The sequence below is a fragment of the Kocuria sp. UBA5001 genome (assembly GCF_002398425.1).
GTDB classification, from domain to species: domain Bacteria; phylum Actinomycetota; class Actinomycetes; order Actinomycetales; family Micrococcaceae; genus Kocuria; species Kocuria salsicia.
In genome coordinates this window covers 14,603-31,914 of the sequence record NZ_DGYR01000008.1, presented here as the reverse complement: position 1 = coordinate 31,914, position 17,312 = coordinate 14,603, and the positions used below count along the sequence as shown (strand labels likewise).

The 17,312-nt window shown below is 71.1% G+C and carries 13 protein-coding genes; 8 read left to right on the top strand and 5 right to left on the bottom strand.

Annotation, left to right across the window (positions count from 1 at the left end; all coding sequences use genetic code 11):
- Positions 1-127: 127 nt before the first annotated feature.
- On the top strand, positions 128-871 hold the full coding sequence (locus B3G12_RS03840; RefSeq protein WP_145011142.1) for a LysM peptidoglycan-binding domain-containing protein: 744 nt from the start codon (positions 128-130) through the stop codon (positions 869-871).
- Between the two features lie 79 nt (positions 872-950).
- Here B3G12_RS03840 and B3G12_RS03835 read toward each other — a convergent pair whose 3' ends face one another.
- Entirely contained in the window at positions 951-3,875 is a 2,925-nt protein-coding gene (locus B3G12_RS03835) for a multicopper oxidase domain-containing protein (protein WP_290499196.1), read from the bottom strand.
- A 193-nt stretch (positions 3,876-4,068) separates the two neighbouring features.
- On the opposite strand from B3G12_RS03835, the gene B3G12_RS03830 reads away from it, so the two are divergent.
- Together B3G12_RS03830 and B3G12_RS03825 are read left to right on the top strand one after the other, a co-directional pair.
- The gene (locus B3G12_RS03830; RefSeq protein WP_145011145.1) at positions 4,069-4,572 is read left to right on the top strand and encodes a DUF456 domain-containing protein; all 504 of its coding nucleotides are present in this window, start codon (positions 4,069-4,071) and stop codon (positions 4,570-4,572) included.
- A 192-nt stretch (positions 4,573-4,764) separates the two neighbouring features.
- A complete protein-coding gene (locus B3G12_RS03825; RefSeq protein WP_144943273.1) occupies positions 4,765-5,346 on the top strand; it encodes a TIGR00730 family Rossman fold protein in 582 nt (193 codons plus the stop codon).
- A gap of 349 nt (positions 5,347-5,695) precedes the next feature.
- Here the strand turns inward: B3G12_RS03825 and B3G12_RS03820 are convergent, their stop codons facing one another.
- From B3G12_RS03820 to B3G12_RS03810, 3 genes are read right to left on the bottom strand one after another with little or no spacing between them, the layout of a single operon-like run.
- On the bottom strand, positions 5,696-7,090 hold the full coding sequence (locus tag B3G12_RS03820) for a molybdopterin molybdotransferase MoeA (RefSeq protein ID WP_290499195.1): 1,395 nt from the start codon (positions 7,088-7,090) through the stop codon (positions 5,696-5,698).
- 19 nt (positions 7,091-7,109) lie between these two features.
- Positions 7,110-7,832 (bottom strand): molybdenum cofactor guanylyltransferase, encoded by a 723-nt coding sequence (gene mobA / locus B3G12_RS03815; RefSeq protein WP_244944835.1) that lies wholly within the window; start codon positions 7,830-7,832, stop codon positions 7,110-7,112.
- A 3-nt stretch (positions 7,833-7,835) separates the two neighbouring features.
- Positions 7,836-8,231: a hypothetical protein gene (locus B3G12_RS03810; protein ID WP_094393455.1), complete on the bottom strand. Its 396-nt coding sequence runs from the start codon at positions 8,229-8,231 to the stop codon at positions 7,836-7,838.
- Between the two features lie 231 nt (positions 8,232-8,462).
- On the opposite strand from B3G12_RS03810, the gene B3G12_RS03805 reads away from it, so the two are divergent.
- Genes B3G12_RS03805 through B3G12_RS03785 form a run of 5 tightly spaced genes read left to right on the top strand, consistent with a single transcriptional unit; the run spans position 8,463 to position 16,736 of the window.
- Positions 8,463-12,197 (top strand): nitrate reductase subunit alpha, encoded by a 3,735-nt coding sequence (locus tag B3G12_RS03805; RefSeq protein WP_290499194.1) that lies wholly within the window; start codon positions 8,463-8,465, stop codon positions 12,195-12,197.
- Positions 12,197-13,957 (top strand): nitrate reductase subunit beta, encoded by a 1,761-nt coding sequence (gene narH, locus B3G12_RS03800; RefSeq protein WP_290499193.1) that lies wholly within the window; start codon positions 12,197-12,199, stop codon positions 13,955-13,957. The genes B3G12_RS03805 and narH overlap by 1 nt, the downstream gene beginning before the upstream one ends.
- On the top strand, positions 13,957-14,652 hold the full coding sequence (narJ, locus tag B3G12_RS03795; RefSeq protein ID WP_144943270.1) for a nitrate reductase molybdenum cofactor assembly chaperone: 696 nt from the start codon (positions 13,957-13,959) through the stop codon (positions 14,650-14,652). The genes narH and narJ overlap by 1 nt, the downstream gene beginning before the upstream one ends.
- Positions 14,649-15,470: a respiratory nitrate reductase subunit gamma gene (narI, locus tag B3G12_RS03790; protein WP_144943269.1), complete on the top strand. Its 822-nt coding sequence runs from the start codon at positions 14,649-14,651 to the stop codon at positions 15,468-15,470. Before narJ ends, narI begins: the two co-directional genes overlap by 4 nt.
- A gap of 42 nt (positions 15,471-15,512) precedes the next feature.
- Positions 15,513-16,736 carry an MFS transporter gene (locus B3G12_RS03785; RefSeq protein ID WP_055083596.1) on the top strand — a complete coding sequence of 408 codons (1,224 nt, stop codon included), beginning with the start codon at positions 15,513-15,515 and terminating at the stop codon, positions 16,734-16,736.
- A gap of 189 nt (positions 16,737-16,925) precedes the next feature.
- Here B3G12_RS03785 and B3G12_RS03780 read toward each other — a convergent pair whose 3' ends face one another.
- The gene (locus B3G12_RS03780; RefSeq protein WP_144943268.1) at positions 16,926-17,294 is read right to left on the bottom strand and encodes a GntR family transcriptional regulator; all 369 of its coding nucleotides are present in this window, start codon (positions 17,292-17,294) and stop codon (positions 16,926-16,928) included.
- Between the last annotated feature and the right edge of the window lie 18 nt (positions 17,295-17,312).

Genomic DNA, 17,312 nt, shown 5'->3' with positions numbered 1-17,312 from the left:
GCGTACCGGTGGAAGCCCGGGTGGTGGTTCATGGAGCCGCCGCCCGGGCTTCGTCACGCCCGTGCGGTAGCGTGACGGGTATCATACCGGGTGGCCGCTCGGGTTGCCCTCGGCGTTGGGAGAGAACATGAACCAGAGGATCCTCAAGGGACTTGCACCGCTCGCCGTGGCGGGTGCGCTCGTGCTCACCGGGTGCAGCCAGGGCGGGGACGCCGACGACGCCGCCTCGGGCTCGGCGTCCGCCTCGTCTTCCGCGGCCTCCGGGGCGGCGAGCGGACAGGCATCGACGGGGGCTTCGGACGGGGCATCGGGCGGCGCTTCCGACGGTGCCTCGGCGGGGGCGTCCGACGGGGCGTCGGACGGCGCCTCTGACGGGGCCTCGGGCGCGGCGGGCGACGGCGCAGCCGGTGGGGCATCCTCCGACGGCTCCGGCCAGGCCGACGGAGCCGCGGGCAGCGGTTCGCAGGACGGCTCGGGTGCCTCCGGTGACGGATCCGGTCAGGGAGGTGCCGCCGCGGGCGGTGCTGCTGGCGGTGCCGCGGGGTCCGACGGATCGAGCGGGGCTGCGGGCGGCTCTGGTGCGTCCGGCGGAACGAACGGTACGGGCGGTAGCGCGGCCGGTGGTTCCGACGCGGCTGGTGCGGGCGGCTCCGGTGCAGCCAACGGTGCGGGAGGATCCGGCTTCGCGCCCGTCGACAACGGCACCGGGACGATCGGTGCGGGGCAGTACACCGTGCAGCCCGGGGACACCCTCGGCTCCATCGCGCAGCGCTCTGGCGTGACCGTGGCGCAGCTGTACCAGGCGAACCGGGACCGGATCTCGCTGCACACCATCCGCGCGGGACAGGTCATCACCATCCCGCAGGTGTGACCGCCTGACAGGAATCAGCGGCCCCGCGGCGTCTGCACCGAGTGGTGCGGGGCCGCGGGGCCGTGTGCCGCGCCGTCGCTCAGTCCGCCACGCGGATGAGGCCCTTCGCACCCCGTTCCGCTTCCGCGAAGGAGTGGTTCACGAACGTGTAGGTGCCCGCCTCGGGGAAGCTCAGCTCCACGAACCCGCCCTGCGCCGAGGCGAGGTCCAGGGCCTGGGCGCCGCCCGTTCCACCGGGGTTGTTCGTGGCGGACGGGGTGAGCTGGTAGGCGCCCTCCTTGTAGACGGTGTCGAACTGGCCGCCCACCACGTGGAAGCTCAGCCCCTTGGACGGCCCGGCCGCGAGCACCCAGATCCGCACGCGTTCGTCCGGGCGGGCGGTCAACGGCGCGTGCATGTACTGGGTGGCGTGGCCGTTGAACATCGTGAACGTGGGCTGCCCGGTCTTGATCTTCTCCGGGTCGACGACGGCGCCCGCGCCCTCCGGCACGTCCGGCTGGTTCTCGTCCGGGGCGGAGAGGTAGGTCTCGTTCTGCACGAGCAGGTACTCGCGGTCCACGGCCGGCAGGTCCGGCGGGTCGATGACCACCGCACCGAACATGCCCGCGGCGACATGCGTGCTCATGGGCATGGACGAGCAGTGGTAGAGCCAGATCCCGGAGCGCTGGGCCTTGAAGCGGTAGACCAGCGACTCGCCCGGGGCGATCGTGCGCATGGGCTCGTCCGGGGAGACGTCCCCGGCGTGGAAGTCCACCGAGTGGCCCATGGATCCGTGGTTCTCCAGGGTGACCTCGAACGTGTCACCCACCTTTCCCCGCAGCGTGGGTCCCATGTACTGGCCGTTGTAGGTCCACGCGTCCATCGTGACGCCGGGCGCCACCTCGCGGGCCACCTCCTGGACGTCCAGCGTCACGCGGTGCACGGTCTCCTCGGAAGCCGGTTCCAGCACCGGGGAGCGGGTGGTGAAACCCTTCCCCGGGGCGGCATTCAGGTCTGCCGACTGCGCGGGATCCGCCTCCGAACCGGCAGCGGTGCCCGAGCCTGCCGCGCCGCCCGCAGCCGACGAGTGGTCGTGCGTTCCGTCGCCGGACACCGCCTGGCCGTTCTCGTCCACGGGGACCACGTTCACGGTCATGCCCATGGAGCGGTGCCCGATCACCGAGCACCACCCGTCCAGGGGATCGGTCACGACTCCCACGTCCACCGTGGCGGTGGCTCCGGGATCGAGCCGTCCGGAGGTCGCGCCGTTGGCGAAGACGAGGTCGTGCACCATCGAGGGGTCCTCGTTGACCAGGGTGATGACCAGCCGGTTGCCCCGGGGCACACGGATCTCGGAGGGGTCGAAACGCATGTCCTCGCGGGCATGCATCGTCACCTCGGTGGTCTCCCCGGTGCCCTCCGCGGCGGACCCGCCGCCGCCCGAGAGCGAGAACCCTGCGGACTGCGGAGCAATCGCGATCCCCGCCGCCACGGCGAGCACCACGGTGAGCACGCCGGCCAGCAGCTGCGTGAGGGGGGAGGCCCCGCCCGCCGACGACGACGCGGCGCTCTGTCGTCTCGCGGAGCCGTCACCCTCCCGCTGGGTCGGGGCGCCCCGGGACGAGCTCCCGCCGTGCCCCGCGTTCGCTGGCTCCGCCTCGCCCGAGGAGCCGGGCGTCGGTACTGACCTGGCCCGCCCGGGACGGGACGGTGAGGCAGCCGCGTGCGGTGCGGCGTCGTCCTCGGCCGAGGAGGCCCGAGCGGCGCGTTCGGCGACCATGCGGCGTCGTGCGGCCACCGAGACCTTGGCGGAGGAGATCATAAGGGGGATGAAGGCCGCGAGCACCACCGCGCCCACGATGGAGACCAGCGCGCGGACCCACGAAGGCAGGACGCCCGCGGGCAGTGCGAACAGGGCGATGCAGAGGTTGGCGACCGTGGCGCGGTAGACGCCCGCCCGGTTCATCGCCGCCAGCGAGGCGCGCACGGCGGCGGGTCCGCCGCCCATGGTGGACGGCAGGATGTAGCTCATGGCCCCGAACAGCGTCTGCACCAGGAACCCGGCCACGAACGGGACGGTCAGGGTCTGCGCGACCGAGGTCTCCAGGCCGCGGGTCGCCACGAGCCAGGCTGCGAGGGCGGAGGTGACGACGAGCCACGCGACGCCCGAGGCCAGGGACCAGCCCATGTATCCCTCGGGGCGGCGTCGTTGGGCGGTGCGCAGCATGAGGACACCGATCAGCGCGGCACCCACGGTGTAGAGGGCGAGCCCGGCGGCGGTCAGCGCGGGGTGGCCGGTCAGCGCGAAGAGGGCGCTGAGCAGGCTGCCCGCGGCCATCAGGGGCAGGGCGATCCGGGAGAGCCGCACGGCGTCGTCGCGCATGCGGGTGCGCAGGATGGTGGGCCACAGCGTGAGGAGCGTGGCGGAGACCGTGAGGCCCACGAAGCCCAGGACGTTGACGGCCTGGTGGGCCAGCAGCAGCCGCGCGTGCCACTCGGCGGGCAGGTCACGGGCCAGAATCGCGCCGAAGACGGCACCCACGGGGAGGAAGAAGGACGCCGTGGCGTACCACCGCACCGTGATTCCGAAGCGCGCGGGCAGGGCCTCGCGCAGCTGACGCAGCAGGGCGAGACCGTGCCACGTGAGCATCGCACCGATCACCGTGGCCGCCACGACCGTCAGCCACCACCAGCCGCCCAGCATGCCCGCGATCAGCAGCACCGTGCCCGCCGTGACCCCGTAGATGCGCACGATCTGCCGCGGTCGGTCCGTGTCCGGGAGCTTGTGGTGCAGCAGCGCCTCGGTGAAGTGCTGGGACCACACCATAATGGACGTGGTGATCAGCCCCAGCGTGACCATGTGCACCATGAGCCAGCGGGTCTCGGGGATCCACCGGTGCACCCCGATCACCACCACCAGCGCCACCAGCCACCACCGCACCGGCTTTCCCGCGGTGCGGTGCCAGGACCTCCCGCGACGGGGCTTCGCGGCGGCGGGGTGCTCAGTGGCTGCGGGGGAGGGCACGGTGCATCCGATCCTTAAGTGGCTTCTTCCATGCCATTTTAGGCCGGGGCGCGGCGCCGGGACGGTGACGGCGGCGACGACGCCGTTGGGGGGAAGAGGACCAGCCCCGTCGTCGGCCACGGCTGGTGGGCGCCGACGGTGTTGTCGGGCAGAGTGGCCGGGACTCACCGGGGCGGGCCCGTACGATGACTGCGTGACCGCAGAGATCATCGCCACCGTGGTGGCCGTCCTCCTGATTGTCGTGGGCTGCGTGGGAATCGTGGTCCCGGTGCTGCCCGGCTCCATCACCGCCCTGGTGGGGCTGCTCATCTGGGCGTTCGTGGTGCGTGCCCCGGAGGGGTGGGTGGTGCTCGCACTGGGCGGCACCCTGCTCGTGGCGGGGATGTCCGCGAGCCTCGTGATGACCGGCAGCACCCTGAAACGCCGGGCCATCCCCAACCGCACGCTGCTCTTCGGGGTGGTCGGTGCGGTGGTCGGCATGTTCGTGATCCCCGTGGTGGGGCTGCTCATCGGCTTCGTGCTGGGTCTGCTGCTCTCGGAGACCGTGCGCAACAGGAACCTGACCACCGCGCTGGAGACCTCGTGGATCGCTGCGAAGGCCATGGGGCTGGGCATGCTGGTGGAGCTCTCCTGCGCGCTGCTGGCCTCGCTCACGTTCATCGTCGGGGCGATCATCTTCTTCGCCACGCACGCGTAGTCCGGCGCTCCCCGCCTGCCGCTGCGCCACCGTCCCGCGCATTTCTCGTGCAGCTTTTGACGTTTCGCGGGCCCCAGACGTCAAGAGCTGCACTTTTGATGGAGTGGGCGGCGGTGGGTGGCGCTCTTTCGACGGAGTGGGCAGTGACGTGCGCTTCCGTGGTGGTGCGAGCCCCTCGGTAGGGTGGCCCGCATGACTGCAACCTCACCCGTCATCCGTTCCGTGGCCGTGTTCACCGGAGCGAAGGATGGTGCCTCGCCCGAGTACGCGCAGCTGGCCCGGACCCTCGGAGCCACGCTCGCCCACGCCGGAGTCACCGTGGTCTACGGCGGCGGCAAGGTGGGGCTCATGGGTGCCGTGGCGGACGGTGCTCTCGACGCGGGCGGCCGCGTGGTGGGCGTGATGCCCGAGCACCTGGTCTCCGGGGAGATCGCGCACCCGGGCCTGAGCGAGCTGGAGGTGGTGCGTACCATGCACGAGCGCAAGCAGCGCATGGCGGACCTGGCGGACGCGTTCATCGCCCTGCCCGGCGGCGGAGGGACCCTGGACGAGTTCTTCGAGGCGTGGACCTGGCAGCAGCTCGGCGTACATGCGAAGCCGGTGGGCCTGTGCGGGCGCCGGTTCTGGCAGCCGCTGCTGGACATGCTCGACCACATGGTCACCGAGGGCTTCGTGCGCCCCGAGGACCGGGAGACGCTGGTGGTCGCCGACGGCCCCGACGACGTCCTGCCCCGCTTGAGCGGGTGGCAGCCGCCCGCCCCGAAGTGGCGCTGAGCAACCACCCCGGGCACCCCCACCCCTGAGAACCACCCCTGCAAAAACTCAGCAAGTGCCGTTCGGGGCGCCTGAAATGGCACGTGCTGAGTTTTTGCAGCACGAGTGACGGCAGCAGCGCCGGCAGCAGAGAGGGGCGACGACGCCGCTGCGCCGGGTTCCCTGCCTCGCTCGTGCTCCCGCGCCGGTCGCCGCCTGTGCGAAGCGCGCAACCCCGTCCTGACCGAGAACCGCCACAGGTGCAAAAACTCAGCAAGTGCCGTCCGGGGAGCCCGAAATGGCACTTGCTGAGTTTTTGCAGCGGCTGCGGCTGCGGCGGCAGGGCGAGGCGACGACGTCGCCGCGCCGGTCACACCCGCCAGGGCAGCGGGATGACCTCCATGTCCTGGCCGGCGTGCATGCCGTCCTCCGGGACTACCAGGAGGACATCCGCGTGGGCGAGTCCAGAGAGCATCGCCGGGCCCACCGCGGGCTCGGGGATGACCCGCCCGTCCTGCAGGTAGGCGGGGATCACGCGGGTGCTGCCGGTGGGTCCGAGCGCCGCACCGGCGGTGACGCGCCGGGTGGTGGGCAGGGCGTCCCCGGTGGCGCCGCAGATCAGGGCGTGGCCCACGGTGAGCAGACCCGTCATCGCGGACAGCGGTGAACCGGGCAGGGCGAGCACCACGGGCCCGTCGTCGGGCAGCTTGGCGAGGATCACGCCGTGCGCGGGCTCCTGGGCCACACCGTCGAGGACGAGGTGTGCGCCCAGCTCCTCGAGCGCCTGGCGGACGTGGTCGTCCTCGCCGTGGCCGGTGCCGCCCGTGGTGACCACGATCTCCGCGCGGGCGTCCAGGAGCGAGTTCGCTCCCATGGGGGACTCCGTCAGCGCGTTGACCGTGCCCTGCGCGCCGTCGGCCACGCGACGGACCTGGTCCACGTTCGCCCCCAGCTCGTGCAGCACGGCGGGCAGCTGCAGGCCGAGGGAGTCGCGCACCTCGCCCGGGCCGGGGATGCCGTCCTCCACCACGTTGGCGAAGCCGAGCAGCACGGTGACGCGCGGGCGGCGTCGTACCGGGAGCATGTCGTGCCCGGCGCTCGCGGCGAGTCCCAGGTGCACGGGGTTGAGCTTGCGCCCGGCGCGCAGCAGTAGGTCCCCCTGCTCGATCTCCTCGCCCACGGCGCGCACGTCCTGGTTCTTCACCAGGGGAGCGGCGGGGGTGGCGTCCTCGAGGGTGTCTCCCTCCTCCGCCTTGCGGCCGTGCTCGGTGCCGGCCGGCACCTCCACGGAGGGGTCCGCGGGGACCACGTGCCCCCGGTGGGCCTCCAGCAGCGCGGTGGTGCCGAAGGGGACGGCGTCGCCGGTGTTCACGTGGGTGGCCTCGCCCGCCGCGATCTCCACCACGGGCAGCATCCGCTTCTCCGGGGGCAGGGTCAGCAGCAGGCGCTCGTCGGTCTCTGCGGGCTGCGGGGTGCGGATGCGCCACGGGCCGTCCCCGGCCACGGCCCAGCCGTCCGCGGCGGCGGAGGCGTAGTGCGGCACGGGCATCTCGGCGGTCACGGACTCGGCGAGGATCTCGTCCTGGCACTGCGCGAGCGGCAGCAGGATCTCGGGCAGCGTCTGGGGGAGCCCGTAGGCGATGCGCCGGGCCTCGTCCCACTGCGCCCAGTTCACGGTGGGGGCGGCGGTGTCCTGGTGGGCCCCGTGCTGCTCGTGCTCCTCGCGGGCGGCGGGGTCGTGCGGGTGCGGAAGGCCGGGCATCATGTCTCCTCAGCGTGCTGATTCAGTGCAGATCGAGCCTGTGAACATCATCCCACGTGTCCACGTCCGCGGTGCTGTCCTCCGGCACCGGCGTCTCGGTCAGGTCCAGGTGCCGCCAGACGGAGCGCACTGGCGCGTCGGTCGTGGGCGCGGCGTCGAGCGCGCGGTCCAGGGCTTCCGTGCGCACCAGTACGGCCAGGTTCTCGCGGCGCCCCTCGGCGGAGACGGCGATCATTCCGTCCGAGGAGGACGTCGACGACGCCGCCCTGGCCGCCTCCGCGCGCAGCGCCGGCAGGGCGCGGTCCACGAAGGGCATGTCGCACGCCAGCACCGCGGTCCAGGCAGCGCGTGCGGCCACGGGGGAGAGACTTGCGGCTCCGGCCGCGATCGCCGCCGCCGGGCCGGAGAAGGGCGGGTCCTCACGGGTGCGCAGCACGTCCTCGGGCAGCGGCTGGTCCTCCGGCCCCACGACCACCACGGTGCCGAACGGGCGCACAGACTCGACGGTGTGCGCCAGCAGCGTGGAGCCCCGCAGCGGGAGTCCGGCCTTGGGCGTCCCGCCCAGCCGGGAGGAGCGGCCGCCGGCCACCACGATGCTGTCGAAGCGCGTGAGGATCTCGACGCCGGGGGCACTGTCTGCTGCTCCGTCGTCCCCTGTGCCGGCGTCAGCGGCGTCGTGCCAGGCCCGTTCTGACGCGGGGTCTGGCAGGGAACCGGGAACGGAACCGGAGCCGGGGGTGACCACGGCTCAGAGGGTGGACTCGGCGTCGTCGAGCTCGAGGTCCTCGTCCGCGGGGCGCGGCTTCTTGGGCAGGCCCGCGATCCGCAGCCCGCACTCGACGGCCAGCAGGACGAACGCGATGTAGTACAGGATCATCGTGGGGTACAGCGATGGGATCCGCTGGCTCATGCCCACCAGGGAGAGCACCAGCAGGACCGCGGCGAGGATCGTCACCAGCAGGTGGGCCGTGCCGAAGACGCCGGGGCGGCCCTTGCGCGCGAGGTAGGCGGCGCCCAGCGCGAAGAGGATGGGGAACAGCAGCTGCCCGGCGAGCGTGATGCCGTCCTGGACGTACGGGTAGACCCCCATGGCCTGGACGGCCGCGGTGACCACGAGCAGGAGGGGCGCGACGATCGACTTCATGAGACACCAGTCTAGGGGCGGCGGCGGGAGCGGTCCGACGGCGTCCGCGCGGGTTGAGCGGGCGCGCGGCCGGGCCCGAGATGCCGCCCGGACCAGGTCGAACACGGTTCGGGCGGACGATTAGGTCACCTAGGTGTGTGGTATTTCCGCAGGTCAGAGCGCTAATTAGGGAACATCGCCACGCCCGATTTAATCCGCAGCCGCGATGCCAAAAGGGCTTAGCATTCGGGTATGGCTACCACCCAGACCCCGGCCGGGATCGACGGACCGGCATCCGACGCGCTCTTGAAAATGGGACGTTTCTTCTCCCGGTGGGAGGAGACGCCGGACGGCCGCGCCGTCTTCCGTGAGGGTGGTCGCGCGGGTGACGCCTTCTACCGCAACCGCTGGAGTCACGACAAGGTGGTGCGCTCCACCCACGGTGTGAACTGCACGGGGTCGTGCTCGTGGAAGGTGTACGTCAAGGACGGCATCATCACGTGGGAGGCGCAGGAGACGGACTACCCCTCCGTGGGTCCGGACCGCCCCGAGTACGAGCCCCGCGGGTGCCCGCGCGGTGCGGCGTTCTCGTGGTACACCTACTCGCCCACCCGCGTGCGCTACCCGTACATCCGGGGCGTGCTGTTGCAGATGTACCGCGAGGCCAAGCAGCTCCACCACGATCCGGTGCTCGCGTGGGAGTCGATCGTCAACGACCCCGTCAAGCGTCGTGAGTTCCAGGAGGCCCGCGGCAAGGGCGGGTTGGTGCGCGCGAGCTGGCAGGAGGCCGTGGAGATGACCGCGGCCGCGCACGTGCACACCATCAAGACCTACGGCCCGGACCGGTGCACGGGGTTCTCGCCGATCCCCGCGATGTCCATGGTGTCCCACGCGGCGGGTGCGCGGTTCATCAACCTCATCGGCGGGGTGATGAACAGCTTCTACGACTGGTACGCGGACCTGCCCGTGGCCTCCCCGCAGGTCCTCGGGGACCAGACGGACGTCCCGGAGTCCGGGGACTGGTGGGATGCCACCTACCTCATGATGTGGGGCTCGAACATCCCGGTGACCCGCACCCCGGACGCCCACTGGCTCGCGGAGGTCCGCTACCGCGGCACCAAGGTGGTCTCGGTGAGCCCGGACTACGCGGACAACACCAAGTTCGCGGACGAGTGGCTGCCCGCGCAGGCCGGCACGGACGCCGCGCTCGCGATGGCCATGGGCCACGTGATCCTCAAGGAGAACTTCGTGGACCGCCGGGTGCGGTTCTTCGAGGAGTACGTCCTGCAGTACACGGACCTCCCGTTCCTGGTCTCGCTGGACCAGCGGGCGGACGGCACGGTGGTCCCGGACAAGTTCGTGACGGCCGAGGACCTCGCGGCCGCGGGGGACGACGACGCCGCGGGGCAGGCCGACCCCGCGTTCAAGACGGTGCTGCTGGACCGGCACACCCACCGCCCGGTGGTGCCCAACGGCTCGATGGGCTTCCGCTACAACGAGCAGGACGAGGGCCGCTGGAACCTGGACCTGGGGGACACCCTGCCGGCGCTGTCCGTGGCGGACTCCGCGGGCTACGAGGGCGGGGTCAGCACCGTGGAGCTGCCCGCGTTCACGGACCCCACGGGTGTGGGCTCCGTGATCCACCGCGGCGTTCCCACCACCACGGTGGCCGGGCGCACGGTCACCACGGTCTTCGACATCATGCTCGCGCAGTACGGCGTGGGCCGCGACGGCCTGCCCGGTGAGTGGTCCGCGGGCCTCGACGACGCCGCCACCCCCTACACCCCCGCGTGGCAGGAGGAGGTCACCTCCGTCCCTGCGGAGGCCGTGATCCGCACGGCACGGGAGTTCGCTGCCAACGCGGAGAAGTCCCACGGCCGGTCCATGATCATCCTGGGCGCGGGCATCTGCCAGTGGTACCACGGTGACACCACCTACCGGGCGATCCTCGCGATGCTCATGCTGTGCGGCTGCCAGGGCCGCAACGGCGGCGGCTGGGCGCACTACGTGGGCCAGGAGAAGGCCCGCCCCATCACGGGCTGGGCCGCGATGGCCTCTGCGAACGACTGGGTGCGCCCGCCGCGGTTCATGATCGGCACCGCGTTCTGGTACATGCACACGGACCAGTGGCGCTCGGACGGCTACTCCTCGGATTCGCTGCAGTCCCCGCTGGCCGAGGGACACCTGAAGAACATGCACACGGCGGACGTCGTGGCACAGTCCACCCGCCTGGGGTGGATGCCGTTCTACCCGCAGTTCCACGAGAACTCGCTGGACGTCGCGGACGCGGCGATCGCCGGTGTGGAACGCGGCGAGGCGGCGTCGGAACCCGAGTGGATCGCACAGAAGCTCAAGAGCGGGGAGCTGAACTTCGCCGTCGAGGACCCGGACGCCCCGGAGAACTGGCCGCGCACGCTCGTGCTGTGGCGCTCCAACCTCTTCGGCTCCTCCGCGAAGGGTGAGGAGTACTTCCTCAAGCACCTGCTGGGCACGCACCACAGCGTGCGCGGCGAGGACCACGCGCAGGCCAAGCCGCAGGACGTGCGCTGGCGGGAGGAGGCCCCCGAGGGGAAGCTGGACCTGCTGGTCTCCGCGGACTTCCGCATGACGTCCTCCACGCTGCTCAGCGACGTCGTCTTCCCCGCGGCCACGTGGTACGAGAAGTACGACCTCTCCTCCACGGACATGCACCCGTACGTGCACGCGTTCACCCCGGCGATCACCCCGCCGTGGGAGGCCAAGACGGACTGGAAGCTGTTCCAGCTGCTCTCGGACGAGGTCAGCCGGCTCTCGGTGGGCCACCTGGACACCCGCAAGGACGTGGTGGCCACCGCGCTGCAGCACGACACCCCCGGGGAGATCGCCCAGCCGGGCGGTCACGTCCCTGACTGGAAGGGCACGGACATCCCCGCGGTGCCGGGCAAGAACCTGCCGCCCATGAAGATCGTGGAGCGGGACTACACGGCGATCGGGGACAAGTTCGTGGCCCTCGGCCCGCTCGCGGACAAGCTCGGGCTGACCACCAAGAACGTGACGTTCGACGTCTCCGCCACGGTGGACCGGCTGGGCCGCCAGCACGGCGTCTTCGACTCCGGTGCGGCGGAGGGCAGGCCCGCCCTGGACTCGGACGCCCGCATGGCCGAGGCCATCCTGAGCCTGTCCGGCACCACCAACGGCGCGCTGGCCACGCAGGGCTTCGAGACCCTCGAGAAGCGGGTGGGCAAGCCGCTGGCGGACCTCGCCCGCGGCTCCGAGGAGAAGCTCATCACCTTCAAGGAGACCCAGCAGGCACCGGTGCCCGTGATCACCTCCCCGGAGTGGTCCGGCTCCGAGACCGGTGGGCGCCGGTACGCGCCGTTCACCGTGAACATCGAGCGCCTCAAGCCGTTCCACACCCTGACCGGGCGGATGCACTTCTTCCTGGACCACGACTGGCTCAAGGACATGGGAGAGATGCTCCCCGTCTACCGCCCGCCGCTGGACATGCACCGGCTCTTCGGCGAGCCGCAGCTCGGCGACAAGGGGGAGCTATCCATCGCCGTGCGGTACCTGACCCCGCACAACAAGTGGTCCATCCACTCCGAGTACCAGGACAACCTGTTCATGCTCTCGCTCTCGCGCGGCGGCACCACGGTGTGGATGGCGCCGCAGGACGCCCAGGCCATCGAGGTCTCGGACAACGAGTGGGTGGAGTGCGTGAACACCAACGGTGTGTTCGTGGGACGCGCCGTGGTCTCCCACCGCATGCCGCCCGGCGTCGTCTACGTCCACCACGCGCAGGAGCGCACGATCGACGTCCCCAAGTCCGAGACCACGGGCAAGCGCGGCGGCATCCACAACTCCGTGACGCGCATCCTCGTGAAACCCACCCACATGATCGGTGGCTACGCCCACCTGTCCTGGGCCTTCAACTACATGGGGCCCACCGGAAACCAGCGGGACATCGTCTCCGTGGTCCGCAAACGTTCCCAGGAGGTTCAGTACTGATGCGTGTGATGTCGCAAGTTGCCATGGTGATGACCCTGGACAAGTGCATCGGCTGCCACACGTGCTCCGTCACGTGCAAGCAGGCGTGGACCAACCGGGCGGGCACCGAGTACGTGTGGTTCAACAACGTGGAGACCCGCCCCGGGCAGGGCTACCCGCGCCGCTACGAGGACCAGGACCGATGGAAGGGCGGCTGGGAGCTCAACAAGCGGGGCAATCTCAAGCTCAAGTCCGGCGGGCGGCTCAAGAAGCTGGCCCAGCTCTTCGCGTCCCCGGTGCAGCCGGAGCTGAAGGACTACTACGAGCCGTGGACGTACGACTACGAGAACCTGGTCAACGCTCCGGCGAGCGACGACTTCCCCGTGGCGCGCCCCAAGTCCCTGATCACGGGCAAGGACACCAAGATCGAGTGGTCCGCGAACTGGGACGACGACCTCGGCGGCGCCACCGAGATGGGTCACCTGGACCCCGTGGTGGAGAAGCTGCGCAAGGACGCGAACGACCGCATCAAGTTCGAGTTCGAGCAGACGTTCATGTTCTACCTGCCGCGGCTGTGCGAGCACTGCCTCAACCCCTCCTGCATGGCCTCGTGCCCCTCCGGTGCCATCTACAAGCGCACCGAGGACGGGATCGTGCTGGTGGACCAGGACCGCTGCCGCGGCTGGCGCCAGTGCATCACCGGCTGCCCGTACAAGAAGATCTACTACAACCACAAGTCCGGCAAGGCCGAGAAGTGCACGTTCTGCTACCCCCGCATCGAGGTGGGCATCCCCACCGTGTGCGCGGAGACGTGCGTGGGCCGCATGCGCTACATCGGCATCTTCCTGTACGACGCCGACAAGGTCACCCAGGCGGCCGCGACCCCGAACGAGCAGGACCTGTACGAGGCGCAGCTGGACCTCATGCTGGACCCGAACGACCCCGAGGTCATCGAGGCCGCCCGGCGTGACGGGATCCCCGAGGACTGGCTGGACGCCGCCCGCAAGTCGCCGGTGTACGCGCTCGCCAAGACCCTGCGGGTGGCGCTGCCGCTGCATCCGGAGTACCGCACCATGCCCATGGTTTGGTACGTGCCGCCGCTCTCGCCCATCGTGGACCTCCTCAAGGAACAGGGCCACGACGGCGAGGACCCGGAGAACCTCTTCGGGGCGATCGAGTCCCTGCGGATCCCGGTGGAGTACCTCGCGGAGCTGTTCACCGCGGGGGACACCGAGCTGATCACGGACGTGCTGCGCAAGCTCGCGGCCATGCGGGCGTACATGCGGGACATCACGCTCGGGGACGAGCCGGACGAGAGCATCGCGGAGGCGGTGGGCATGACCGGTGCGCAGATCAAGCAGATGTACCGGCTGATGGCGATCGCCAAGTACGACGAGCGCTACGTGATCCCCGCCGCGCACGTGGAGGACGCCCACAACCTGGAGGAGATCGGCTGCTCCCTGGACGTGGACGGCGGGCCCGGAATGGGTCAGACCGGTGTGTTCGGGGAGGCCTCCGGGCGCCCCGCCCCCGTGGCGGTGGAGAACTTCGCGGCGCTCAAGGCGCGTCAGCGCGGGGAGGACCCCACGGGCAACGACCAGCTGTCCGGGCGCGTGAACCTGCTGAACTGGGACGGCAACGGCACACCGTCCGGACTGTTCCCCGCCCGGATCGGCCAGGGTTCGGAAGCCGAGGAGGCCGCGGCGAGCCTCGCGGCGACGTCGTCGAACCCCGGCTCCCGCCCGGACCAGGGGACCGCCGGCGCGGACGGGGGCCGGTGATGGGCCTGCTCGCGAACCTGCTGGGCAAGCCTGGCAAGGGCACCGTGGAGGTCCCCGGCTACCGTGACCGCACGCCGCAGCGCTCCGCGGTGGTGCGCCAGTGCGCCGGGTTACTGCTGAGCTACCCGAGCCCGGAGCTCGTGGCGCAGCTGCCGCTGCTGGAGAGTGCGCTCGAAGAGGTGGGCGTGGACCCGCAGCGGATCGCGCCGCTGACCGCATGGCTGCGCGGGCCGGACCTGCGGGAGATCCAGGGCGAGTACGTCCAGGAGTTCGACCTCTCCCGCCGCCACAGCCTGCACCTGACCTACTGGACGGACGGGGACACCCGACGCCGCGGCGAGGCGCTGTCCGCGTTCAAGCAGGTCTACCGCTCCCACGGCTGCGAGTTCGGCGACGAGGAGCTGCCGGACCACCTCCCCGTGGTGCTCGAGTTCGCCGCGCGCGTCTCCGCGGAGGACGGCTTCGAGCTGCTGCAGCGCTACCGCCCGTCCCTGGAGCTGCTGCGCCTGGCGCTGGTCCGGGACGAGCTGCCCCAGGCCTGCGCGGTGGAGCTGATCTGCTCCACCCTGCCCGGGCCCTCGCCCGAGGACGAGTCCGCCGTGGCCCGGATGGCCGGCTACGGCCCGCCCACCGAGGAAGTGGGCCTGGACGCCTACGACCCCCGCCTGCTGCCCATGACCGGAGGAAACCCGTGAACGTGATCGACATCCTGCTCTGGGGAGTCCTGCCGTACGTGGTCATGCTGACCCTGGTGGGCGGGCTGATCTGGCGCTACAAGTACGACCAGTTCGGGTGGACCACCCGCTCCTCGCAGCTCTACGAGTCCCGTCTGCTGCGCATCGCGTCCCCGCTGTTCCACTTCGGCATCCTGGCCGTGCTGGCGGGACACATCATGGGCCTGGTGATCCCCAAGTCCTGGACCGAGGCCGTGGGCATGTCCGAGCACGCGTACCACTTCCTGGCGCTGTCCATCGGCTCGGTGGCCGGTGTGGGCACCCTGGTGGGCCTGGTGCTGCTGATCGTGCGCCGCCGTCTGACCGGTCCCGTGTTCATGGCCACCACCAACAACGACAAGTTCATGTACGTGATGCTCGTGGGCGCCCTGCTGGCAGGGCTCGCCACCACGGTGCTCTCCGTGTTCGACCCCTCCACCGTGGACTACCGCGAGACGGTCTCCCCGTGGTTCCGCTCGCTGTGGATCCTGCAGCCGGACGTGGGCGCCATGGCCGCCGCGTCCACGAGCTTCCACGTGCACGTGCTGTGGGGCATGGCGCTGTTCGCCGTGTGGCCCTTCACCCGCCTGGTGCACGCGTTCACCGCGCCCCTGCACTACCTCTTCCGCCCGTACATCGTCTACCGCTCCCGGGGGGACTCGCCCCGCGCGGGCTCGGTGGACATCCGGCGCGGCTGGGAGCCCATCGGCACCCAGGACCGCGCGGGCACACGACGCCGCACGCGCCCTCCGCGCGAGCACTCCGGTTCCACAGGCTCCGGTTCCACGCGCGCCAAGTAGCACCACACCCGCCCTGTCCCACCGCACCCACCGAGGAGAACCATGTCCACCGCCCCCGTCGCCGCGGCGACACCGAACCTGAAGCAGGGCCAGCTCAGGAACCTCGTGCTGGCCACCCTGGCCTCCACCGTGGGGTTCTGGGCGTGGACCGTGATCGGGCCGCTGTCCAAGCGCTACGCCACGGAGATGCACCTGAGCCCGGGGCAGACGGCCATCCTGGTGGCCATGCCCATCTTCGTGGGCTCGATCGCCCGCGTGCCCGTGGGGGCGCTCACGGACAAGTTCGGCGGGCGGCTGATGTTCACGGTGATCCTGGGGGTCACCGCGCCGCTCGTGCTGCTCACCGGCGTGGTGGGGGGAATGCACAACTTCCCGCTGCTGGTGGTGGTCGCGTTCTTCCTGGGCATCGCGGGCACGGTCTTCGCGATCGGCATCCCGTTCTGCTCCGCGTGGTACGAGTCCCACCGCAAGGGCTTCGCCACGGGCGTGTTCGGTGCCGGCATGGTGGGCACCGCGGTCTCCGCGTTCTTCACCCCGCGGCTCGTGGCGGCCACCGGGTACTTCACGACGCACGTGATCATCGCCGCGATCGTGGCCGTCAGCGCGGTGCTGTGCTGGCTCATGCTGCGTGACTCCCCGGCGCGCGCGGGCGTCCCCGTGGAGCCGGTGGTGCCGAAGCTGAAGGCGGCGTTCAAGCTCAAGGTCACGTGGCAGCTGTGCTTCCTCTACGCCGTGGTCTTCGGCGCGTTCGTGGCGTTCTCCAACTACCTGCCCACGTACCTCGCCAACGTCTACTCGTACGACCCCACCGCCGCCGGCACCCGCACCGCGGGCTTCGCGGTCGCGGCCGTGATCGCCCGCCCCGTGGGCGGCACCCTCGCGGACAAGCTCGGGCCCAAGGTCATCACGCTGCTGTCCCTGGCCGGGACCATCGTGTGCGCGGTGCTCGTGGCGTTCCAGCCCAGCGGCGAGCACGTGTACGGTCCGCTGTTCCTGCTCATGGCACTGTTCCTGGGCCTCGGCACCGGCGGCGTGTTCGCGTGGGTGGGCCGGGCGACGCCGGCGGCGAACGTGGGCACCGTGGGCGGCGTGATCGCCGCGGCCGGTGGTCTGGGCGGCTACTTCCCGCCGCTGGTCATGGGCGCCACCTACGACCCGGAGAACAACTCCTACTTCGTAGGCCTCATGCTCCTGGCCGTGTTCTGCCTCGCGGCGCTGCTGCTCTCGCTCGTGGTGCGCCACGGCGGGCGGGACCGGGAGGACTGAGCCACCCGCACGACTGCAGACCGCGCCTCGCCCTGCTGGACACCGTGACCGGTGGATGGCAGGGCGACGTCGTTCCGGCCACGGGCGGCACGGGGCACCTGCCGCGGTGCAGTCCCTGGCGCAGTCAGCCCCGCACAGGGGCAGCTCGGGGCATCGGGCCCCGGGTACTCCGGGCGGCCACAGGGGCGGTCAGCCCTGGGCGCGGCGGTCCAGCGCGCGCTCCACGAGCGCCACGCACTCCTGCGGGGAGTAGTGCAGGCGGTCCGCGACCACCGTGAGGTAGTCGACGACGGCGCGCGCCGCGGCGTCGTTCCGCTCGTCACGGCCCTGCGCGATGAAGGTGCCCTTGCGCCCGCGCGTCTCGATGATCCCGCGCGTCTCCATCTCGCGGTAGGCCTTGGCCACGGTGCCCGCGGCGAGACCCAGCTCAGCGGCGAGCGCGCGCACCGGCGGGATCCTGTCGCCCACCGCGAGCTCTCCCGCGGAGACGTCCCGCAGCACGCACTCCACGAGCTGCTCGTACACCGGGGTGGTGGTGTGGGGGTCGAGCGTGAACATGGGTGCGCCTTTCCGTCG